General features: G+C 54.0%; 17 protein-coding genes. 1 reads left to right on the top strand and 16 read right to left on the bottom strand.

Features of this window, described 5'->3' with window-relative positions:
* Positions 1-14: 14 nt before the first annotated feature.
* Positions 15-743, bottom strand: coding sequence for a 5'-methylthioadenosine/adenosylhomocysteine nucleosidase (locus Q8902_13035; protein ID MDP4200482.1), 729 nt, complete (start codon positions 741-743; stop codon positions 15-17).
* Positions 744-803: 60 nt separating this feature from the next.
* Here Q8902_13035 and Q8902_13030 point away from each other — a divergent pair, with 60 nt between their 5' ends.
* The gene (locus tag Q8902_13030; protein MDP4200481.1) at positions 804-1,571 is read left to right on the top strand and encodes an N-acetylmuramoyl-L-alanine amidase; all 768 of its coding nucleotides are present in this window, start codon (positions 804-806) and stop codon (positions 1,569-1,571) included.
* A 63-nt stretch (positions 1,572-1,634) separates the two neighbouring features.
* Here Q8902_13030 and Q8902_13025 read toward each other — a convergent pair whose 3' ends face one another.
* From Q8902_13025 to Q8902_12955, 15 genes are all read right to left on the bottom strand, one after another.
* Positions 1,635-5,456: a T9SS type A sorting domain-containing protein gene (locus tag Q8902_13025; protein ID MDP4200480.1), complete on the bottom strand. Its 3,822-nt coding sequence runs from the start codon at positions 5,454-5,456 to the stop codon at positions 1,635-1,637.
* A 145-nt stretch (positions 5,457-5,601) separates the two neighbouring features.
* A complete protein-coding gene (locus Q8902_13020; GenBank protein MDP4200479.1) occupies positions 5,602-6,420 on the bottom strand; it encodes an outer membrane beta-barrel protein in 819 nt (272 codons plus the stop codon).
* 38 nt (positions 6,421-6,458) lie between these two features.
* Positions 6,459-8,381, bottom strand: a complete 1,923-nt coding sequence (locus Q8902_13015; GenBank protein ID MDP4200478.1) for an OmpA family protein — start codon at positions 8,379-8,381, stop codon at positions 6,459-6,461.
* A gap of 215 nt (positions 8,382-8,596) precedes the next feature.
* The gene (locus tag Q8902_13010; protein MDP4200477.1) at positions 8,597-9,751 is read right to left on the bottom strand and encodes a redoxin domain-containing protein; all 1,155 of its coding nucleotides are present in this window, start codon (positions 9,749-9,751) and stop codon (positions 8,597-8,599) included.
* Complete coding sequence (locus tag Q8902_13005; GenBank protein MDP4200476.1) at positions 9,717-10,319, bottom strand: DNA-3-methyladenine glycosylase; 603 nt, start codon at positions 10,317-10,319, stop codon at positions 9,717-9,719. Before Q8902_13005 ends, Q8902_13010 begins: the two co-directional genes overlap by 35 nt.
* A 35-nt stretch (positions 10,320-10,354) precedes the next feature.
* Entirely contained in the window at positions 10,355-12,439 is a 2,085-nt protein-coding gene (locus Q8902_13000) for a thioredoxin domain-containing protein (protein ID MDP4200475.1), read from the bottom strand.
* A complete protein-coding gene (locus Q8902_12995; protein ID MDP4200474.1) occupies positions 12,436-13,221 on the bottom strand; it encodes a glycerophosphodiester phosphodiesterase in 786 nt (261 codons plus the stop codon). Before Q8902_12995 ends, Q8902_13000 begins: the two co-directional genes overlap by 4 nt.
* 2 nt (positions 13,222-13,223) lie before the next feature.
* Complete coding sequence (fmt, locus tag Q8902_12990; protein MDP4200473.1) at positions 13,224-14,183, bottom strand: methionyl-tRNA formyltransferase; 960 nt, start codon at positions 14,181-14,183, stop codon at positions 13,224-13,226.
* A gap of 161 nt (positions 14,184-14,344) precedes the next feature.
* Entirely contained in the window at positions 14,345-16,198 is a 1,854-nt protein-coding gene (locus tag Q8902_12985; GenBank protein MDP4200472.1) for a T9SS type A sorting domain-containing protein, read from the bottom strand.
* 317 nt (positions 16,199-16,515) lie between these two features.
* Positions 16,516-16,866, bottom strand: a complete 351-nt coding sequence (locus Q8902_12980) for an MmcQ/YjbR family DNA-binding protein (GenBank protein MDP4200471.1) — start codon at positions 16,864-16,866, stop codon at positions 16,516-16,518.
* A gap of 35 nt (positions 16,867-16,901) precedes the next feature.
* Complete coding sequence (locus Q8902_12975; protein MDP4200470.1) at positions 16,902-17,417, bottom strand: NADH-quinone oxidoreductase subunit I; 516 nt, start codon at positions 17,415-17,417, stop codon at positions 16,902-16,904.
* Positions 17,418-17,446: 29 nt separating this feature from the next.
* Positions 17,447-18,466 (bottom strand): NADH-quinone oxidoreductase subunit NuoH, encoded by a 1,020-nt coding sequence (gene nuoH / locus Q8902_12970; GenBank protein ID MDP4200469.1) that lies wholly within the window; start codon positions 18,464-18,466, stop codon positions 17,447-17,449.
* A gap of 19 nt (positions 18,467-18,485) precedes the next feature.
* Positions 18,486-20,246, bottom strand: coding sequence for a 2Fe-2S iron-sulfur cluster-binding protein (locus Q8902_12965; protein MDP4200468.1), 1,761 nt, complete (start codon positions 20,244-20,246; stop codon positions 18,486-18,488).
* A gap of 76 nt (positions 20,247-20,322) precedes the next feature.
* Positions 20,323-21,438 (bottom strand): alanine dehydrogenase, encoded by a 1,116-nt coding sequence (gene ald, locus Q8902_12960; protein MDP4200467.1) that lies wholly within the window; start codon positions 21,436-21,438, stop codon positions 20,323-20,325.
* A 139-nt stretch (positions 21,439-21,577) separates the two neighbouring features.
* Positions 21,578-22,972 carry a pitrilysin family protein gene (locus tag Q8902_12955; GenBank protein ID MDP4200466.1) on the bottom strand — a complete coding sequence of 465 codons (1,395 nt, stop codon included), beginning with the start codon at positions 22,970-22,972 and terminating at the stop codon, positions 21,578-21,580.
* Positions 22,973-23,018 lie beyond the last annotated feature (46 nt).

The raw sequence follows: 23,018 nt of genomic DNA, 5'->3' as shown, positions 1-23,018 counted from the left end.
CTTTCCCATTCAGTTTACGAACTACCGCTAAGTTCGGTGACGAGGTGCTTTAAAATCCCATGCGAGTAGATCGCCGCCGTCTCCGTTAGGAACGTCATGAAATCGACAGCGGCGGAGTGATCCGCTTTGTCCGAGATTGTGCGAATCACCAGAAACGGCAGTTTGTACTCGTGACACACTTGCGCGACGGCCGCGCCTTCCATTTCCACACACATCACGCCGGGAATTGCCTGCCGGATTTCCTCCAATCGTTCTAAGCCCGCGATGAATTCATCGCCGCTGGCAATCGTGCCGATGACAGCGCGGCTCGTAGATTCGCTTGCAGCAAAAAAGCGTTCGGCGCCGGCATGTGCCATCTTACTAAGTCGCGCCTCGACCGGAAACCGGGATATTCCAAGCAGCGGAATTTCGAATTTCGAAAACATTCCGGAGAGGCTCGCATCGAAATCGTGCTGGATCAGCGTGTCGGCAATCACCACGTCGCCAACGGATAGCTCGGGGTGAACCGCTCCGGCGACTCCGGTGAAGATCACGAGATCGACGCCAAACCGCTCGATGAGCGCTGTTGCCGTCATCGCAGCGGCGACCTTGCCCCACCGCGAGAAGACAAGCACAGCCTCCACACCGGCAAATGTCCCGACGTGAAAATCCCGACCGGCAATCCGCTCGGTGTGATCCGTGGTAAAATCGTGGGCGATCGCTTCGATTTCTTGAGGCATAGCGCCGATCAGTCCAAGTTTCATCGTCGGCTATAATGCTCTGGAAGAGAAATGAATTCAATCGGATTAAGCGTTAGTGGCTCCGTGAGACGTTTCCTGTTCCTGGCTTGGCTCCTGTTCGCCCCTTCGCATAGCGGTGGTGTTAGCAGCAAGCCCCGGCTCGATGTCATCGTGCTCGATGCCGGGCACGGCGGCAAGGACGCGGGTGCAGTCGGCACCCACGGCTACTTCGAGAAGCAGGCCGCGCTTGGAATCGTGCTGAAACTTGGTCGCCTGATCGAAAAAGAGCTGCCCGGCACGAAGGTCGTTTATACCAGGAAGGACGACCGTTTTGTTGAGTTGTACCGCCGCGGCGAAATCGCGAATGAGAAGCATGCGAAGCTGTTCATCAGCGTCCACTGCAATTCCACACCACAAAAGCCATCGAATGCCTCGGGTTTCACAAGCTATATTCTGCGACCCGGAAAAACCGATCAGGCAATCCGCGTCGCCGCGCGAGAGAACGCGGTCATCAGCTACGAGAAAGAACGTGCGCGCTATCACGAGTTGACAGACGAAGATTTTATCCTAACCTCGATGGCGCGCAGTCAGGACGTGAAGTACAGCGAGAAATTCGCGTCGCTCGTTCAGAAGGAATTATCGAAGCGGCTCTCGATTCGGAATGATGGTGTTTCGCAAGCCGGATTTCTCGTGCTGGTCGGCGCGGCGATGCCGAATGCGCTGATAGAAACCGGCTTCATCAGCAACCCGAAAGAAGAGGCGTTGCTCAGAAGCGAAAAGGGACAAGCCGATTACGCCCGCGCCATTTTTGAAGCGATCAAAAAATATAAGTCGCAGTACGAGAAGTCCTAACCTTACAACAAACGCAAAACGGAGAGTGGTCTTCCACTCTCCGTCTTCACAATCAACTATCTCCTATTGGCCTAGCACGACACGGCGCAAACGGCTCTCGCCTCCCGAGACAAGGCGGAGGAAATAGATTCCTTCGGGCAGACCGTCGGCCGGAGCTTCGATCCTATACTCACCTTGCTTCTGCGTTTCAGATACGATTGTGCGAACTTGCACGCCCAGCGCATTATAGAGACTGAGTGTTACAGGACCTTCAGTTGGTATGGTATAATCGATCTGTAATGCAGGAGTGCCGACTGTGGCCGGGTTCGGAGTAATTGGCGCCAGCGAGATCGCCGTCGGTGGCGCGCCATGCTCACTGATAAATGGCGCGCAGGCACCCTTCAGCGTCATCGTCCCACCACCGAGATTCCCGAATGGCGCAGGCACCGAGATTATCGTGTTCTGCCCAAAGATCGTTGAATCCTTCCCGCCATTGTAACTCACCTCGTAGCTGAGGGTCCCGCATTGAACCGGATCGACGTGAATATTCGTCTCACCCGTTGTTGAGCTCCAATTTCCATGGAAGATCAGGCGCAGGATTACGTCCGGCGTTGGACCCGGAGTCCAGTCCGGCAATGGCGGTCCGCTGGCTGTGATGGTATACGAACGCGCCGGAGCTGGCGGCGATGGGTTCGTCGCGAAACTCGAAGTCCAGCCCGGTGCGAATGAACCCGGAAGGACCTTCACAAAGTCGATCAACGGGCTGCCATCGAGATGGAATGTAAAAGTCAGATCTCGTATCTGCTTTTGTCCGAGTGGCACCGAATCCTGTTTGACGATCATGACCGGCACGGTATCGTATCCTGTATCGGTGAATACGTGAGCGGCCTGCATCGAAAGGTCCTGCGCGTAGATCCACAAGCTGCCGGAGGCCGAGTGTGATGATTGAAGCGTTGGATTCTTCGCCCCAAAGGTATCGACGGCCCAAAGCTGCGCAAATGCGGACTTGCCCGGCGTCATTACGTTCAATGTCAAATGATGGCTGGGGCTATAGCTATGATCATCGAACGGGTGGAAATTTACGGTATTCGTAAGTTTGAATTCCGATAGGCCTCGGTCACGCGCCTGAGTATCGGTCACGCCAATATCGATCGATTGGCAAGTCGGGTTGGTACCAAGGATCACCGGCGGCAACGAATCGGGGAACATTCGGAGATTCCAGGTATAACACCCGCCTTGGAGCTGGTGCGTGGCGCCATCGACCGCACACACGGTCACGGTTGCCAACGGGGAGACGACGTTGTTTGAATCGTCCACCGTAAGTTTGAAGGAGACGCTCTGCTGATAGGTCGGATGTCCGCCAGCTTTACCGGTTGGCCGGCCATGGAAGGTTGCAAAGGTCCCAGTCGTGTTTGGTCCAACTGTCTGAGCCACAGGTGGATTGCTCGGGTCGATCGGCTCAAAGTGCATGTTCTGCACCGTAGAGAACCAGACCGAATCAATGCCTTGCTCCGAGGGGTCGGCACTATCGATAATCTCAATGAGCATACTGTTGGTGCCAATCGGTGTCGCCGTCAGCACCGGCGGATGAATATCCGTATCACCACCCAAACAAATCGGCCCAAGCAGAATGTGATTTCCGGCACAATCGCGGGCATAGACCTGGAAGCATGCGACCTTGAAGGGATCGATCACATTGATGTCGAAACCTGTGGTGTCAACACATCCGAGGCCGTTCGGAAGAACCGCTGGCGTCGTGGTGACATTCGTCGTACCCACGAGATAGACCGAATCCAGCCCGCGCTGCCAGGCACCGGAATCACTTACATGGACGCGGTAGCCATGCTGAGCATTAATGAGCCAATCGCTCACGAGTGGTGCCTGTGTATCCGGCACGGTGCAATAGTGCAGACAGATTGTGTCAGAGTTTCCGGCTGTATCGGTAGCCACAACACAAATTGATCCATCCTTCATCGAATCCACCACGTCCACATGGAAACGGGCTGAATCCGCGACACCAGCAAACGGAGTTAGCGTGAGCGTCATATTGTTCGCACCGATCGCACTAATTCCAGTACTTCGAATGCCATGGGCATGAGGCTGATTCAGTGTATCGATGATCATCCAATTCTGTCGCTTCGCATTCGAGGTGTCATCGCAGCCACTAGAAAGATTTTCCGGCACGTTCTTATTCGCCAGGCTTTCCAAAACGAATATTGGCGGGTACACGTCATAATGGGCGGGCACTGGATGGGTCGCAAAGCAGAACGTGTCTTTCCTCGTATTGCCGGCGCAATCTAAGAAGATGAACTCAAAGCACCCGCCGAAGGCCGAGTCCTTCTGTTTGATGTCAAACGTAAAGACGCTCTTCGGGCAATTCGCCAGATCGACGCCATTCAGGACTCCTATGGGCGGCGTGACAATGAAGTTAGCGGGTGGCCCGGAGATTTGGCTCCATTGAATGTTCTTCATCCCAAAATCTTTTGAAGAACTGTCGTGCACGTTGAACAGGGTTTCGCTGAAAACTCCAACGGCGGGACCGGAATGGACATTATCCACGATAGGCGCGGTCGTATCGACATCGGCGCAATCGACTAAAACATCGCACGAGCCATTGCAGCCATCAGGCCACACGGGTTGCTGGAGTCCATTGGCAAACATGTCAAATGTCAAGTCACACACGCTCGGCGCACCATTGCAGTTTGTGTTCAGGACAGTCGAGTCTGTCCAGGTGTAATCACCAACCTGACCAGCGCCAATCGTAGCGGGCACCGAATCTGTTGGATTCCCAATTATCCGCAGAGAGCCGGAGACAGACTGCTTGATGTGGACATTATTTAGTGCGCTGCCACTGGTATTGATAATCAACTCCTCAACGTTGAATGGATTCGGCGAATACTTCCGAGTCTTTTGATTGAACGTCAATTGCGTTGGATGCACGCTGATCCCAATCACATTGCCAAGGCACAAACAGAACTCCTGTGTGCCATAGCTTGTCCGGAAGATTTCGGTGACGCTATCGACATCGGTCTTTCCTGGAGGATTGACCTGCGGCCATTGCATCAGTACCGAGGCATCGAGTGGGACTGTGGAAGTTTGCGCTGGCGGCGAGCCGAACGTGAAGCCAGCCAGGACCGCATCATCGCCGAACACCATGCCGGAGCACGGCGTGAGACCCATGACACCAGGAGCGTAGGCATCGGTCGTGTACCCCGCCCCGATCGTCCCGACGTTGAGTGTGGCGGGATCTCCTTCGAAGCCCATGTAAAATGTTGGTGGAGCACTCTTGTAAATGTTCCACTTCATATTGCCCTCATAACTGAACTGGTCGAGCATAAACGCATGGTCGTTGCTGCCATCGGCGACATCGAGCAGGTATTGGGCCTGGACACTATGCGAAGATGTCGTGTGATTAACGATTTTAACTTTTAACACGATCTGGCCGCTGTTCCGAAATGCCACGGGATAGATATCCTGGACAATATCGAAATCACCTTCGGGCCATGTGGTCTCAATTGTGTCCTTGATCTTCCGGGTTGAACCATTATCCAAAGCCACGTCATAGTTCTTCGCAAATGGGTTTCCTCCGAGCGAGGACGTCGCTTGCGAAGGCGGCGGAGATGTGTTGTTGGTATAGTATTGCCCGTCAATCAGCAGGGTCAGATAAGAAAAATCCTGGAATGAAAGAATCTTCGCCGGCGGAGCGGTGGCTTTTTTGTTTACGACCTGCGTGAACGTGACTTTTCCATCTGAGGGACTATAGACGAGGCCACCCACGAAGTCATTCTGCGTTACAAACGCCTGAGCGTGAACGATGGACGGTCCGAAGCTAAACGCCGCCAAAAGTGGAGCAGCGATCGCAATTACGATCCATGAATAGGGACTCCGTCGGCGAGGATGACGCATAATAAAATCGAGAAATATTGGCGCCACCACAGAGGGGTAACTTACCCGGCGGGGCGGCCGGTTAGGATTACGAAATGCTAAGACTCTGAAAGATGAATTATGATTCCAAATACCTGAGAACGTTGGTTCAGACCACGAAATGAGCTTAATCCAACCGGAATTTTAACTCCACGGAGGCATAGAGCGATCCGATCTTCCAGCCAGATGCATTCGTGGTCCGTACGGTTGTAAGTGGAAAGTCGTAGGTAAGCAGCGGAGAAAGTACAGAGCGTTCGGAAACTTGCACATTGTAACCAGCCGAGAGCACAAGCCCCAGCCGGAGTTTGCTGACATCCGTGATCGTGGTGTCGTCAAGCGTCTCATCGATCGTCCCATTCTGGAACCGAAGATCGGTCACCGGACTCCCGTTCACCACGATAGAGGTTTGGGTCAACTCCCGCTGCTGCGTAAAGTGATTGCTGAGCAGCATCCCAGCTTGAAGGCCGGCCTGAACGAACGGTCCCATGCGGTAAAACTGGAATTGCACGTAAGGCAGCAGGTTCAGGTAAGTCATCGAAACAGTGCCGATACGGTTCAACGGCATTTGCGCAACGGTATCGTAGGCACCACCGGCCGTCCCGCTCTGGATGATCGCCGATTCGGTAATACCGAATGTGCTTTTCGTATTCTTAAAGTCAACCCCGGCCTTCAATCCGATGGCCCAGGAATAGTCGAGTGGCAACTCGAAGAACGCGGCTCCCATAAATCCGGTCCCATCGCCATTTTGGAACGTGCATCCGCAACTGGCATCGAATGTCCCCTGTTGCGCGTGCTTACCGAGGGCTACTTCAATGCCGGCGAACGGCGGCGGCGCGCCAGGGCCGAACAGATCGCCGCGGCTCAGGATCTGGGCATCGATCCGCTGCGGAGAGAGTAACGCGAGCAGCAGGGGCAGCGCTGCAATCGAACGGGTGATGTGTTTCATGTCTGGACTACTGTTGCCTCTTGGATGATGACATCCACTTAGTCTTGCTTACCAACAATTCTGACTTCGACGCGGCGGTTCTTCGCCTGATCGTTCGGATCAGCCTGGGACTTACCGAATCCCTTGACAATCGCGACTTGATCGTGCGGCACGCCCTGCGAGAGCAAATAATTCACGACTCCGTTCGCGCGGTCTTCCGAAAGCTTCATGTTCTTCTCGACGCTGCCGACGGTATCGGCATATCCATTGACCTCGATACGCACGTAGGAATTCTCCTTTACCTGCTGAATGAAGTGGTCGAATTTTGGCTTCTCTTCAGGCTTCAGATCGAACTTTGCGAACTCGAAATAGACAATGACCGGCTGAATACCCACCGGGGTCATGTGAATCTCTTTTTCGACCGTAATCATCTTTTCACGCGCGGCCGGAATTTCGACCTTGACCGGATCGAGTCCAGTCGGATACGGCTCATAATCCACGGCGGTGGCCGATATCTTATAAGTAATCAGTGGGTTTACATTGAACATAAATGCGCCATTCGCCGGGTCGCTTTCGACGGTGACGGGCGGAGCGCCACCCGCCAATTGTTCGAGCGTGACCTTCGCCTTCAAAGGCTTTTGCGTAAAGGCATTGCTGACATGGCCCATGATGCGCGCGTGTGATGGCATGAGCACAATGTCTTTTGTCAACTCCGGATCGCCGGAGGAATATGCGCGGTCTGCCGGATCGGGCGCTTTCCAATCGAGTGTGTTCGATACGTAGGCATCGGCACCGGCATCCACATGCACGAGGCTTCCGGCCGGAACGCGGACTTTGAAAGCGGAGCCGGTGGCATCATTGGACATTTTCTCGCCACCCACGGAAATCGTGATTTCCGAAGTTGTGGAAAGAGGTTGATGCGTCTCGCCATCGATGAGTCGGCCAGTCAGCACGGCAAATTTTGGTTTGGGCGGCGGCGGCTGAACATACACGTGGAACAGCCGAAATGGGCCTTCACGATCGCTGGAGAAATACAACTCGTTGCCGGCAGGCGGCACATAGAAGAACATCTCATCGCGCGGCGAGTTGATGGTCGGTCCAAGGTTCTTCGGCTCCGTCCAGGAATTTTCGGCATTGCGATGCGTCATGTAAATATCGAATCCGCCCATGCCACCAGGCAAGTGGTTGGCGGCGAAATACAACGTCTGATTATCTGCCGCGATAAACGGCGCCATCTCATCGCCGCTCGTATTGAAGCTCGCGTTGACAGGTGTGCCCCATTTGCCATCGCTGGTACGTTCACACATGTAAATGTCGCTGCCGCCGTGTCCACCTTTCCGGTCGCTGGCAAAGTACATGGTCTGCCCATCCGTACTGATCGTAGGCTGCGCATCCCACCATTCGGTATTTACCTGCGGCCCAAGCGGCACGAGATGATCGACTGTCGAGGCACCCATCTCGCCCTGATAAATATCACATGACCCCATCACCGCATCATGGCGATTACAGACGCCAAGGAGCGCCGTGATTCCATCCGCCGCAACAGAAAGCGAGCTGACATTCTCTTTGCCAGGAAGCTCAAGGAATTTCTCGGGAGAAGACCAATGCGAACCATGACCGGTCCCTTGCTCCGGCACCCGTTTCGCTACATAAATGACATTCTTCCCATCATCGCGCGAGCTCGTGAAATAGATAGAGCCATCGGTCGGTGATATCCAACAACTGGCATCATCACCTTTAGAACCGAGCTCCATGAGGGCCTCGACTCGCAGGTCATCCTTCGGAGCCGCCAGAATACGATTGCTGGTATCGCCACGGGATTCCGCTTGCGCATGCACCGTTCCGGCAACGCTAAGCGTAGCCACAATGCCGCAAGCAATGAGAATGACCCTACGTAGCGCGAGAAGAACAGGTTGCGCTCTCATACCTCGAGCATGGTTCGCATGCAGGAGTGTTGTTGCTGGAAGCAGCTTTACATCCATGAATTGGTGTGCACCTCGATGAAGAACACCCGATTGTCCGCTCCTGTGTTCGAAAAGAGTCGAATCAATACGCGGCCATTCGTTCAGATCGAGAAAGGGGCGAATTCGATACTGAATGCGGTAAGCCTTGCAGCTTTCAGGCAGTAGCCGGTAGCCGAAAGACCTTCGATGATAACAGTTTCATCACAAAAGCGTTTCGCGGGCAAGGGACATTTTCAATGCTTGCAAGCCGTTGTGAATGTGAATGCGTAAGCGCCAAAACTTGGATTGTCAGAACTCAGTCGAAGCGTATGCCTGCCAAAATCCTGATTGTTCGTAATACGATACATTCGGCCCTCGTGAACCTCGAGATAGGTCATTCCATCTGACTCTTTAACGTCGGCGCCGCGATCCGCTTTGGCGAGCGGTTTGCCATCCTGCGTGATCTGGACATGAAAACCCGCATCGGCTTGCGGATGAATAACCAGGTTTGCCTCCTTCGCCTGATAATCGAATACGAGTGATGCGGTAGCTTTGCCACTCGGTTGCGCATACTCACGGCGCACAGTCCATGGCCCATCGAAGTAGACCAGGTCGCTCTTCAATACTTTGGGGGCATGATAGTTTGCTGGATGATCGGTCTTGATCTCTTCGGCATTGCCCGGATGATTGCGCGCAGAGCCCAGGTATGTTTCCGGTGTGGCTCTGTAGCAGACCGCGCCCGGCTTATCGGTCTCGCGGACCGGCGCGACAGGCTCCGGCAACGCGGTCGAACTATCGCGCTCGAGCAAGATCCTTTGCAGAAACGCCTCGAATGCTTGATAATCCCCTTCGCCAAAATGCTCGGCCCGCAGGATGCCCTTGGAATCGAATAAGTATTTCGCTGGCCAGTATTGATTCGCCAGCGAGTTCCAAATCTTGTAGTCATTATCGGCGATGATTGGATAATCCAATCCGAACTGCTTCACTGCCGAATCGAGATTTTTCGGGTCTTTCTCGAATTCAAATTCCGGATCGTGAACACCGATAATAACGAGGCCCTTATTTTTATAGCGCGCGTTCCACTCTTTGATATATGGCAGCGTCTGAATGCAATTGACGCATGTGTAATCCCAAATATCGATCAGAACGACTTTCTCTTTGAGCGAATCGCGCAAGAATTCCGGTGTGACGTTCAGATACTGATTGGCCGGAAGATCGAGCGGCAGCGGCGGCATGTGAACATGTTGCCCGCCGATGTCCTCGATTTCGCTTGCAAGCTTGGCGCGCTCTGCCGGGAAGTTCACTGCGTGTGGAGTTTGACTTTTTGCGCAACCCGAAATACATAGAAAACCGAGCAGCGCAGCAACAACAAGACTAAGCCGAAGGCTTGGCACGTGAGACGTATTCATTCCCTTTAATAAAAAAACGCCAGGGATAATGCTTGGCGACGTTGATGCCTATACGGGTCGAAACGCCAATAAGATTCGCTGCAATCGGCCGTGCCGATGTAATAAACAACTGCTCGCTTTCGATCAGATCGACGGCATTATCGCTCCGCGTGAGCCCGAACGCCTGACAGAGTTTGCCGGGACCGTTGGTCAGTTCGCGAGGCGTAGTGGCTTTGCCCCGCAGTAGTCGCATCTTCTCCATACCTTCAATCGGCTCGACGGCGCGAATCAGCACGGCTTCGGCCAAACCTTCCACATTGGTGCTCACATTGAAGCAATGGTGCATTCCGTACGTGAAGTAAACATACGAGAAGCCACCCTCCTGAAAAAGGATTTCGTTTCTCGGCGTCTTGCCACGAAAGGCGTGGCAGGCCTCATCGCCGATGCCATAGGCTTCCGTCTCGACAATCTTGCCAATCAGATGAACGCCATCGCTAATACGATGCAAGTATGATCCAAGCAATCGCTCCGCCACAATTGGACTCGCTTGCGTATAAAACTTCCGGGAGAACGGCTTTGACGACGACATTATACTTCCCAACCCCAAAGCGGACCCGCGCAGTTTCAGCGATTCAATTTGTGTTTTGTCATTTCATCCAGAATTGCGGCCAACTCAAGGGCACTCGTCACTGGTCGCTCGCAACGGAAATGGTGACAGACGTATACAGTCCCCTTTCCATCAACAACTGGAAGAGACTTCGCAAACGGAGCAATGCCATGATTGGCTGACATCATGACCGAAACCGGCAAATACCGCGAGGTAACTTCATACTTCAGTGCAGAAGTGTCATCGCCAGCGAAGACAATCTGCATGGGTGCCACCAGATCCCAAAACGCAGAAGCCATCATCTCCGGCATGGCGTAGGGATAGCCTTCGACACGCGCGGCAAAGTGCGAGAGCGTTTGCCGGGCGCGCTCAGCGTATCGATTGTCTTCGGTGAAGTGCGAGAGGCGAAACAAGTTCTGCACGGCGATGGAATTCCCACTCGGCTCCGCTCCATCATAATTTGGCTTCGAGCGAACAATCACGTCCGGAGCGTTTCGGCTCATGAAATAACCGCCTTGCTCTTCGTCATACAGCGTGCGGTCCTGTTCATCTTGTAACTCGATCGCACGCCGAAGCCAGTTGTCGTCAAACGTTGCCTCGTACAGTTCGAGAAAGCCTTTAATGAGAAATGCGTAGTCCTCCAGATACCCGACATATCGTGCCTCACCATCCCGCCACCGGTGGAGCAACGTGGTAAGTCCACTTTTGGATACCCTTAGGTTATTCCAAATAAAGTCGGCCGACTTTGTTGCCGCCTCAACATATCTGGGTATGCTCAATGCACTGCCCGCCCGGGCCATTGCGCCAATCATGAGGCCATTCCACGAAGTCAGAATCTTGTCATCGAGATGGGGACGGACACGCTGCGCCCTTGCAGCAATGAGCTTGTTGGCATTCCCGCCCAATGTTTGCCGGATTTCCGTTTCTGATGCGCCAAAGTGTGCAGCAGTCTCCTCGATCGAGCGCGCAAGGTAAAGCACATTCTTGCCATGCTCGAAATTGCCCTCTGCGGTCACTCCAAATCGAAGCGCGGAGATGGCTGCGGCATCTTTCCCCAGGATGGTCTCCAGCTCGGCGAGCGTCCAGACATAGAACTTCCCTTCTTCGCCTTCCGAATCCGCATCTTCGGCAGAATAGAACCCACCATCCGGATGCGTCAAATCACGAAGGACATATTCAATCGCACTCCGCGCGACTCCGGCTTCGAATTCGTCATGGGTGATCTGCCAGGCGTCGATGTAAGAATTGACAAGCTGCGCCTGATCGTAGAGCATCTTTTCGAAATGCGAGACGCGCCAGTAGCGATCGACCGAATACCGATGGAATCCGCCGCCCAATTGATCGTGCATACCACCGAACGCCATCTTGCGAAGCGTGAAGAGCGCCATGTCGCGCGTCTTTTCTTCTCTGAAAGCGGACCAATAACCGAACAGGAAATCGAACTGCACCGGCCGCGGAAATTTCGGCGCGCCTCCAAAGCCGCCTTCCGCCGGATCGAACGATTGCTCGAAGTTACGATATGTCTTCTCGATTGAAGTACGAATTAGAGCTGTCGAATCGCGAGGAGAGTCATGTACTCCCTCATTCGTAATTCGTAACTCGAAATCCGCAATTTGTTGAATGATGTCTTCGCTCGATTCAATTATCTTCTCCCGCTCGCTCTCCCATACCTCATGCAGGCGTTCGAGCACTTGCATGAAACTCGGCCGTCCATGCATTGGTCGCGGAGGAAAGTATGTGCCGGCAAAGAACGGCTTCAAATCCGGCGTGAGAAACACCGACATGGGCCAGCCACCCGCGCCCGACATCGCTTGAAGCGCCGACATATAGACATGATCGACATCGGGCCGCTCCTCGCGATCGACCTTGATCGGAATAAAATGCTCGTTCAGCACCCGTGCGATGGTTTCGTCTTCGAAACTCTCGCGCTCCATCACATGGCACCAGTGGCAGGTACTGTATCCAATCGAGAGAAAGATCGGCTTCTCTTCCATGCGCGCCTTCTCGAACGCCTCCTCGCCCCACGGATACCAATCCACCGGGTTGTGGGCATGCTGCAACAGGTAGGGCGATTTCTCGCGGGAGAGACGATTGATTCTCATGCCAAAACCGGAAATCGCCTGTTTCTCAACTCCACAAATTCGTGTGGCTTCTCGCAAACGAGCGCGCGGGCGCCGCGTGAGACGGCCTGATCAAATTCGAGTTCAGTCGTGATGGTATAAACGCCGAGCAGAATGTTGCACTTGCGAATGTCTGCGAGCGCGTCGGGCGTTAACTCCGCAAGCTGGCAGCCATAACCCGTTGCGCGAGCGATCTTCATGAGCTCACTCGGCAAGTAGCTATGTAGCGGGCGGTCGAGTACGACCGGCTCGGCGAACGCGCGCAACGTGAAGAGCATCCGCATCTCTTCATCGGGATGAATCACAAACGTCGGCAACTCCCAGCCAGCTTCTTGTAGATAATCGATTCGGAACGACGAAAGAAGGACATGCTCATGGATACTTAGCTCGCGCAGAAGCTCGACGAGACGGTGCATGAACCGTTTCGGATCGCGCGCGGAATATTCTTTGACCTCGATATTGAGATACGCTTTGTCCCTTACCGCCTCGCAAATTTCGACCAGCGACGTAATGCCAGCGTGACGCGTATCCTTGAACATGGTACGGTGCACCGGCTCATCCAGCGCGCGATGCGACTCGTCATGCCAGCAGACGAATTCCTCATCGGCGGTCCATTGCACATCAAGCTCGATCATATCGGCACCACTGGCGAGCGCGGCGGCAACCGCCTCGATCGAGTTCTCGCGCGCGCCGAGCGAAGTATCGCCACGATGCGCAATAATCATGGGCCGTGCAGCAAAGGGATAATCTCGAAGTGGAATCATAGTCAGGTCTGGAGGTGAGAAGGGAATAACGTCATATTGCCGCGAAGAAATTCTTCCGCACTCATCGCCCGCTTGCCTTCGCGCTGTACCTCAAGAATGTCAATGACACCATCGATCGTGCGGAGATAGAGATGCTTGTGACCCGGAGAGACGAACAAGCCCTGTGCCTGGCTTGCGATATCGAACATCTCGTCGCTTCTCCTTGCTCTAAGGAGTTTGAGGTGCAGGCCTTCCTGACGAATCCACGCTCCGGGGTGCGGCGAGAGTCCGCGGATGAAGTTGTGAATGTCCAGCGCTGATTTGTGAATGTCAATTTCGCAATCTTTTGGAAAAATCTTTGGAGCAGATGTAGCATCCTCGTTCGATTGCGGCGCAGGATGCAGCGTCCCGGCTGATAGGCACTGGATGGTATCGAAAGCAACTCTCGCACCCATGATCATCAGCCGGTCATGCAGTTCGCCCGCCGTCTCGTCTGGTCCGATGGGCGTTCGTTCTTGCATGAGAATTCCACCGGTATCGACGCCTTGTTCGAGCAAGAATGTCGTAATCCCAGTTTCGCTCTCACCGCGCATGATCGCCCAGTTGATCGGAGCCGCGCCACGATATTTCGGCAGCAATGAGGCGTGAACGTTGAATGCGCCGAGACGCGGAATCGCGATCACCTCGATCGGAAGGATCTTGTACGCGACAACCACAAACACATCAGCATGAAGCTCTCGTAGCGATTGAAGGAATTCTGGATCACGATGCTTCGTCGGCTTGAAGACCGGAATTCCTAATTCGGTAGCCACCCGACTGACAGCGCTGCTTTCAACATGGAGTCCCCTGCCTCTTGGTTTATCTGGTGTTGTTACAGCTGCGACGATATTCACTCCACGCGCGACAAGCTCGCGCAGGATATGCGCGGCGAACTCCGGTGTGCCGAAGAAGACGATCTCAGAGCCTGGATTACGCGGATTCAAGGTGATTAACTGGACGATTTATAGGATCTCAAAACACGAAGTGGCGTAATTATGTCAAAAGAATCTTCTTAGCGCCCATTTCAAATGTGCATGGGAAGCGTTCGCAAAATCCAAGCACTCGTCCGTGTAATCACCTTGAATCCGCGCAATCCTGGTTTGAATCATTTTGCCAATACCATCTTCCGCGTGATCGTCGTCTTCGGAGTTTTTACTTTGTAAAAGTAAATTCCACCCGGCCAGTTCGTCGCATCGAGCGTGTACACATGTCGGCCGGCTTCCAGCTTGCCGTTCACAATTACCGAGACTTCCCGGCCGATCATATCGAAGACGGACAGCTTGACCGGAGTTGCTTTCGGCAGTCTGAATGCAAGTTGTGTCGTTGGATTGAATGGATTCGGCTGGTTCTGCTCGACGAACACATCACGGTCGGCACCATATTCCAGCTTGACCGGAAGACTATACGTTGGCATCTCCTTCTCGTTATACCCGATCGTGGCCAGACGATAATAGAGCTCTATATCGCCGTTCAGTTTTGGCAGTTCTTCATTGGCGGAATAATTGTTGCGCGATACAATGGATTGTCCACGCTTCGGTGCCTTCATCCCATGCTTTGCATCGATGACGAGGACTTTCTCGAATGGCCCGAACGTCCCCACCCGGCGCTCGAGCCGGAATTGCTTGATTCCCAGTTCGCAGGTTGTCTTCCAATGGATGCTCACATTCGTTGCTGAAAGTAGATCGGCGGTGAGCATGACCGGGTCCAGCTGCACCGGTGAAGTGCTCTCGGAGATCACCGCACCACTATCGAGCACAAAGAAGGTCGGCACAGGCTCGGCCTTTGCCCCAACTGCGGAGCTGAGGTACAATGGCACACTGGACCTCGCAATATTCGAGAGTTCATCGAAATGGAAGACCGCGAATGCATTGTGCAGCGTGTCCCGCGCATGCAACGCAATCGCTCGCTCGAACTCAGACGGATCTCGATAAGCTCCGTGCATCATGCGCAATTCATCGATCGAAAAATCATTCTCGCTCGTCGTATCGCCAAGGGTGATCGAAGTGACATTGGCAAGAAATCCCTTTGGCATGTCCGTTATGCTCGGTGGCTGACCATCGAAGAACAGCCGGAGCTTGCCAAGCGAATCATGGGAAATGACAAGGTTATGCCAGACACCATCATTGGCAATGCCGCGGGTTTGCAGCAATGTTCGTCGCTGCGGTCGCTTCTGTATGATGAGCGGCTGTCCCAACAACCCGGCGGCGAGAACAACGTCGCTTCCATCGCTGCTTTGAAGTTGTAGGAATGTCTGTTCCGGTTCGGTTGTGCGGAGCCAAAATTGGAGCGAGAACGGATGTCGGAAATACTCGCGGATCGACTCGGGACTTGTGTGAAGTGAAGCAGTCCCATCTTGCCGTCCTTCTGCATCGAAGGCGCGGGCAGTCTTAATAACCCGTTCGAGTCTAACACTCGCCACGAGACGCCGGAACCATGTACCGGCAAACGAAAAATCAGGCTTCGCGGGGTAGGTCATTCGCCAGCTTGTATTAACCGGCTTCGGCCGTTTGGTCTTGGGGTCGATTTGCGGAGGAGCATCCGGATTCGTCCGTTCGATGAGTGCGGCCTTGATCGTCGCGCTCTGACCCACAGCGGCACCTGGCACCGCTTTCGTTCGAAAGACGATGAAATAAGCAACGCCCGCCGCATCAGGATCGAACTGACCGAGGTAATCTGCGAGGGCGATCACTTTCTGTCCCTTTTCCGGCGTGAAGAGCGATTGAATTTCCGGATCGGGGATAATCGCAACGTGATCGCTGCCTCCGGCCTCGACGCGCCATGCGCGCTTTGGCTTCCATGAATCGGGATACTGCAGAGCAAGGATCCGATCGATATCTGTTTCACGCGCAGTGGCGGAAACTAAGACGGTCACATCATCACCTTCCGGGATCTCTTCGGGCGCACGCACCAAAGCGATCTCGCCAGTGGCACGAGCCGAAGACGCGAAAGTAGTGGCCAAACATAGCCCTGCGAGGCATAAAATTGCCAGATGTATCGGCAACCGAAAGAACAGCATTGCCTTCAAACACTTTGAACGACATTTCGATGCATGTTCTGTATATATGGGAAGAGCCGACTCATTCTACCACAAATTCACCGAATATCATTCCGACTTTGGCAAATTGGCAGGTAACTACAAAACGGAGGTGCTCCAACAGTGGAGATGGTGTTTTAGCAGGAAGAAAATCATGATCGATCTATGCGGCACGCGCCTGCCATTAGAGGGTATGGCAGGAACGTGCGCACCCGGACGTACGCTCGAATCATACAATCCGTTTATGCTAGGTCTGGTCGCTTTGCCTTTGGGATCGACGCGAGCACCAAGTTATACGAGTCATCAATCCATTGCTTGAGAAGCGTTGGGCGGATACTTCCATTGAGGATAACTGTATTCCAATGCTTCTTGTTCATGTGATACCCTGGGGTGACCGCTGCATACCGTTCGCGTTGCTCGATTGCTGTCACTGGATCGGCTTTCACGTTGATGGTGAGCGGAATGCTATCCGAACTTGCAAGCAAGAACATCTTGCCTCCAACTTTGAATACATGATGCGTATCTCCGAATGGAAAGGTCTCTTGTACTCCCTCCTTCGCCAAACAATAAGATCGCACTTCATCGAGGTCCATGCCAAAGCAGATTATTCGGCATCCGGTGTTTGGTGCTAATTCCGCATCTTGGCGAGATAATCCAACCGATCTTTGAGCTGCGCCTTCGGAGTGAGTAGTTTATCCTTGCCAAAGATGCCCTCGGAAGGATCGCGGAAGGTTAGTTCGTAATCCTTGCTCATGATGATCGCCTCTTCGGGGCAGACCTCTTCGCAATAGCCGCAAAATATGCAGCGCAGCATGTTGATCTCGAAAACAACAGGGTAGCGCTCCTTCAGCAGTTCGGTCTCGCTGGCGCGGACTTCGATGGCCAGCGGCGGGCACACGCGCGAGCACAGCCCGCAGGCCACACAACGCTCGACGCCATTCTCTTCGAGAACGAGCACGGGCCGTCCCCGAAATGACGCGGGCGGATCCCAGCGTTCTTCGGGGTACTGGCGCGTAAACTTCGGCCGAAAGAGGTGCTTGAAGGTCGTAAGCAGCCCGCGCACGACTTCGAAGAGATAAAGCTTCTCCCACAGCGACAGCTTGCGGCGGGTCTTCGGATTGTTATATTTCGTCGTAGTACTCATGTGGCGAATGTGGATGATCGATCATCCACTTAGTGCATCAAATACATCTTTTCAAGTGCCGTCAGGATAATATTGACGATCCCAAGCGGCAAAAGCACCTTCCAGCCGAGGTCCATCAATTGATCGTACCGGAAGCGCGGGATCGACCAGCGCACCCAGATGAATACGAACAGTAAACCGACGACCTTCAAGATAAACGCCAGAACTCCGACAATTGTCATCACAAGTGGCGACAGCCCGAGCGAATCGACAAAAGGAACGTGCCAGCCGCCTAGGAAGAGTACCGTCATGACGGCGCTTGCCGTGATGATGTTCGCATATTCCGACAGGAAGAAGAGCGCGAATTTCATCGAGCTGTACTCCGTGTGGTATCCGCCGACAAGCTCCGGTTCTGCTTCGGGCAGATCGAACGGCTGCCGATTCGTCTCAGCAAAGGAGGAGACGAGAAAGAGCAGGAAGCCGATCGGCGCACGAACGATATTCCACAGGCCATTCACCTGCGAGTCGATGATCCCGTTCAGATCGAGCGTGCCACTGAGCATCACGACGCTGAGCAGTCCAAGCCCGAGGGTGAGTTCGTAGCTGATCATCTGCGCGCTCGACCGCAATCCGCCAAGCAAAGAATACTTCGATCCACTTGACCAACCGGCCAGCGTTATCCCATACACGCCAACAGAAGTCATCGCGACAATAAAGAGCACACCGATATTGATATTGGAGGCGATCGTAAGCGGGATAATTCGCTCACCGATTGCGAGCGTGTGCCCGAACGGCACAACCGCAAGCACCGTGAATGCCACGGTAATCGAAATTACCGGTGCGACCCAGTGAAACCAACCCTGAGCCATCAATGGCTCGATATCCTCTTTCAGCAAAAGCTTAAGGACATCCGCCAATGGTTGAAATAAACCGAATGGTCCTACACGGTTCGGACCAATGCGGTCCTGGACCCATGCGCAGACCCAACGCTCCAGCAATACGGTGTAAGACACCGCCGTGAGCACCACCAGGAGAATAACCGCAATTTTTATGAGTGCTTCAATTATCATTACTCTGCTTTCAAGATCATCAGAGAATTACACTTCCCACACTTTCAATGCGCTGCGTCGAAGCCTGAGCGACCTCTTCATAGTTCGCCTGCACGACCTTCTCGTGATTACTGGCGACCGGTTGCCCCATCTCGCCGAGCGAATCATATGATAGCCCTTTGAACTCCGGGTTCGTCGCAGCAATCTCGTCGAAGATGTCCTCCGTATGCTGATACTTCCAGTGATCTCCAAGTTCGGCTGCAATCTTCTGCACGGAACGCCATGCTTCGCGTGCATCGCGCTTATTGGAGCGCGCCCACTTATCGAACTGAGAACCGAAACGATCGAGACGCGACATGTGGAGTTGGTCGCGGCCGCGCATGTAGTACTTAGTTGCGACAGCGGGCCTGAGGAGTTGTGCCCAGCCTTCAAAATTGACGAAGACACCGTCGCGCTCGGCCCATTGCGAGGTGCTAAACACCACATCGGCGCGGCGCGAGGTGACATTGTCGTTTGATGAACACGTTGCGAAGAACTCGACATCTTCGAAGGCCTCGAGCAGGGCACCATCGGCGAGGAAATTCCCGCCAAGCGCAACAACGGCTTTGATTTTGCGTGAGCGAAGCAGTTCGAGCACAGTTGTATGTGCTTCCTTCTCGCCTCGCGTGTGCTGATAGTGCCCATCAGCCACGCAGCCCATAAGCGTTGCGCCCATTGCATTCGGGAGTTTATCGGCACGTAGTAATAATCGTTCGTCTACGCCCGAGATATGAGGGATGAACGGAATCGCAATCCTACCAAACTTCTCTTTCGCGAGCTTCAGCATAAGATAGTTATCCTCGATCGGCATTCGCGCCGAGCCGAGCAGTAACACCTCGTCCTTTTTATACTTCGCAAGTTCTTGCGCGACGCGCCGAGCAGCGGTATCGCTATCCGTCGGCTGCGCCAGAGCATTGGTATCCTTCATGCGCGGACCTTCGAGGCGTTCCTCGTTGACCGCGTGGTAAGTACTTAGCCGACCGTAGTCGCACATCCAGTATTCGTTGACATTCGGATTATTGCGCGGCTCCAAACGCATGATCTCGTTATTGCGCACGCCAACGCGGACGTTGCAGCCGCGCGAGCAACCCGGACAGATCGAATCCGTGAATGACATATCCCACACACGCGCCTTAAAGCGAAAGTCGCGGCTCGTAAGAGCACCGACCGGGCAGATGTCAATGACGTTCATCGACATGTTGTTGTCAAACCCTTCGGCAGGGACGGCATTGATCGTCACATGGTCCCCGCGATTGACGAACGTCAAAACCGGCTGCTCCGCAACTTCCTGCGCAAAACGAATACAGCGCGAGCATGAAATGCATCGTTCGCCATCGAAGAGAACGTTCGGACCGAACGCCACGCGTTTATCCTTGTGGTTCTTCTCTTCGACGAACCGGGAGACACCCCGCGAATGCTCGAACGCATAGTCCTGCAACTTGCACTGACCGGCTTCATCGCAGATCGGGCAATCAAGTGGATGGTTGATGAGAAGAAACTCCATCACATCCTCGCGGCCTTTTGTCGCAACAGGAGAATTCACCTTGACATTCATGCCATCGGCAACCGTCGTTGCGCAAGCGATCTGAAGTTTCGGGTTCTTCTCGACTTCGACCAAACACATACGGCAGTTACCGGCCACCGTCAGGGCCGGGTGCCAGCAAAAATGCGGGATGTCGATCCCGTTCTCTGTCGCGACCTGAATGATCGTCTGCCCATCCCGGGCTTGGTACTCTGTTCCGTCGATAGTGATCTTCGGCATGCTTCGCAGTGAATGAGTTGTTGGTATCAAATAACGAGGGCTTGACGAAAACTCGTTACTCGTTACGCATCACTCGTTACTTAATATACTTATGTGAGTCTTCCCACTTCATTCCAAATGCCTCGGCGACTCCTTCATAGACGACGGTGCCGTCAATCACGTTGAGTCCGAGTCGCAATTCCTTATTGTTCGATATCGCCTTTTCATAGCCCTGATTCGCGAGTTGGACCGCATAGGGCAATGTCGCGTTCGTCAGCGCAATCGTTGAAGTCATCGGCACTGCACCCGGCATATTTGCCACGCAGTAATGCACAACGCCATCGACAACAAACGTCGGGTTCTCGTGAGTCGTGGGCTTGCAGGTCTCGATGCATCCGCCCTGATCGACCGATACATCGACGATTACCGATCCTTCCTTCATGTCTTTCAGCATCTCTTTGGTCACGAGACGCGGAGCTTTGGCACCCGGAATCAACACCGCGCCGATCACAAGATCGGCGTGCTTGATGAGCTTGCGAATGTTGTACGGATTGGACATGAGCGTTGTCACGTTCTTCGGCATCACGTCATCGAGATATCGAAGCCGGTAGAGATTCGAATCGAGGATGGTCACATGCGCACCAAGACCTGCCGCGATCTTCGCCGCACTTGTCCCGACAACGCCGCCTCCCAGCACGACAACTTCGCCCGGATCGGTGCCTGGCACTCCGGCCAGCAGGACACCACGGCCGCCCATCGTCTTCTCCAAATATTTTGCACCTTCTTGCGGCGCCATCCGGCCCGCGACTTCCGACATCGGAATCAGTAGAGGCAGCGAGTGATCCGCGCGCTGCACCGTCTCGTACGCGATGGCGATCGACTTCGTCTTCAGGATCGCGTCCGTCAACTCACGGCTCGCAGCGAAATGGAAATAGGTAAAGAGGAGCTGGCCTTTGCGAATAAGATCGTATTCTTGCTTGATCGGCTCCTTCACCTTCATGACCATATCCGCCGTGTCGAAGACCTCCTTTGCGGTCTGCAAGATTTTCGCGCCGGCTGCAATGTAATCCTGGTTCTTAAATCCTGAGCCGACACCCGCATTTGTCTCAACAAACACCGTGTGGCCATTGGCAACGAGAATCTCTGCGCCGCTTGGCGTGAGGGGTACGCGGTTCTCGTTTACTTTGATTTCCTTCGGTACTCCTATTTTCATGCGTGCAAATTTACGATGATTATGGACTCTCCGCACGGAAGGTTGCTTTGAGCGCGCGCATAAACAAGGTCGGAAGCACTTTCATCCACGCGAACCGGTCATAATTTGAGACAAGTTCGGCCAGATAATGTTCCTAAGGCTATTCCTTCTCTTCTTCCTGCTCTTCTTCCTTTTCCGGCACAACCGAGACGAGCGTGTAGCGGTCTTCGTCGGTAAATAGACGCGTCACCTCGTCACGGACCTTTTCGAGCGGCAGATTTGAAATCTTCTGGATGTCATGCTCGACGGAGTAGTACTCTCCGAAATAGAGCTCGTTCTGGGCGGCACGCATCATGCGATTAGAGATCGATTCCATTGGCAGCACCACCGAGCCGATCATTTGCTCTTTTGCGCGGTCAAGTTCGGCGTTCGAAACTGGTCTGGTCGTGAGTCCGCGAAGAATGCGGCGCATTTCCCGGAGGGAGCGCTCACGGTTCTCGATCGCAGTGGCGATATAGAGTCCAACGGCTCCAGCATCTTCAAATGGCGAGTAAAATGCGACGGAATCATAAGCCAGGCCCAGTTCTTCGCGCAGGCGTAAATTCAGTCGGCTGCTCATGCCCACTCCCAACAATGTAATGAGCGCGCTGATAGCAAGATGGCGCTCGCTCCTTACTCCCGGTGCGCGTCTTCCCAGGATAAGATGGGCCTGCTGCCCGGATGCCCTTGGTACATGCAACTCGGATTGTGGCCGTCGTGGAAACCTGTACGGTTCGAGTAGACGCCTGGAAACGTGTTTCGGCGCATGCTTTATTGCACGATCGATCGCTGCAAAGAGGGCATCATGCTCATGTGAACCGCTGGCAACAATGACAATATCGCGCGAGCGATAGTGCTTGCGGTGAAACGCCGAGAGGGTCTGTCGATTCATGCGCTGAATGCTCTCGGGCGTGCCGATAATCGGGTGTGCCAGCGCGTGTCGGCCAAAGATCTCTTCCTCGAACAAATCGAAGACCATCTCGTCCGGCTCGTCCTCGATGCCATTGATCTCTTCTATGATTACCGACTTTTCGCGCTCGATGTCTTCGGCGGAGAACTTTGGCCGCAGTGCCAGATCGAAAAGCACCGAGACCGACTCATCGAGATGCAAGGTACGCGTCCAGGTATAGAAGCAAGTGTGCTCCTTTGTCGTGAAAGCGTTCAAGTATCCGCCTCGGGCTTCGATTGAACGCATGATCTCGCGCATGGTCCGGCCAGCGGTGCCTTTGAAAACGACATGCTCGATAAAGTGTGCGATACCATGCTGGCGAATGCTCTCGTGACGGGAGCCGGCTCGCACCCAAAGACCCACACACAGAGAAGATGCGCCCTCGACCCGCTCGCTGACGACGCGAAGGCCATTGATGTAGGTCTTTGTCCGCACATCGACGCGGGAGATTTCTTCTGGCGCAATGCGCTTGCTATCGGCAACAATTCGTCGCGGTCTGGCAGCAAATCGGCCACGGGCCTTAGCAGAAGGCAATTTAGGACTTGGGTGCTTCTTTTTCTGTTTCAATACCTGCAAAGATACGGAGAATGGCTCGCAACGACTCTCTAAACAA

The organism is Bacteroidota bacterium (assembly GCA_030706745.1).
Taxonomy (GTDB): Bacteria; Bacteroidota; Ignavibacteria; order Palsa-1295; family Palsa-1295; genus PALSA-1295.
Note: the sequence above shows the minus strand (reverse complement) of the source record. Positions and strands in the feature narration are given on the sequence as shown.

Coding starts and splice junctions, on each gene's coding strand:
- Q8902_13035 (MDP4200482.1), bottom strand. CDS start 743: ATGAAACTTGGACTGATCGGCGCTATGCCTCAAGAAATCGAAGCGATC.
- Q8902_13000 (MDP4200475.1), bottom strand. CDS start 12,439: ATGAGAATCAATCGTCTCTCCCGCGAGAAATCGCCCTACCTGTTGCAG.
- Q8902_12995 (MDP4200474.1), bottom strand. CDS start 13,221: ATGATTCCACTTCGAGATTATCCCTTTGCTGCACGGCCCATGATTATT.
- Q8902_13010 (MDP4200477.1), bottom strand. CDS start 9,751: ATGAATACGTCTCACGTGCCAAGCCTTCGGCTTAGTCTTGTTGTTGCT.
- Q8902_13015 (MDP4200478.1), bottom strand. CDS start 8,381: ATGGATGTAAAGCTGCTTCCAGCAACAACACTCCTGCATGCGAACCAT.
- Q8902_13025 (MDP4200480.1), bottom strand. CDS start 5,456: ATGCGTCATCCTCGCCGACGGAGTCCCTATTCATGGATCGTAATTGCG.
- Q8902_12980 (MDP4200471.1), bottom strand. CDS start 16,866: ATGGACCTCGATGAAGTGCGATCTTATTGTTTGGCGAAGGAGGGAGTA.
- Q8902_13005 (MDP4200476.1), bottom strand. CDS start 10,319: ATGTCGTCGTCAAAGCCGTTCTCCCGGAAGTTTTATACGCAAGCGAGT.
- Q8902_13020 (MDP4200479.1), bottom strand. CDS start 6,420: ATGAAACACATCACCCGTTCGATTGCAGCGCTGCCCCTGCTGCTCGCG.
- ald (MDP4200467.1), bottom strand. CDS start 21,438: ATGAAAATAGGAGTACCGAAGGAAATCAAAGTAAACGAGAACCGCGTA.
- Q8902_12965 (MDP4200468.1), bottom strand. CDS start 20,246: ATGCCGAAGATCACTATCGACGGAACAGAGTACCAAGCCCGGGATGGG.
- Q8902_12975 (MDP4200470.1), bottom strand. CDS start 17,417: ATGAGTACTACGACGAAATATAACAATCCGAAGACCCGCCGCAAGCTG.
- nuoH (MDP4200469.1), bottom strand. CDS start 18,466: ATGATAATTGAAGCACTCATAAAAATTGCGGTTATTCTCCTGGTGGTG.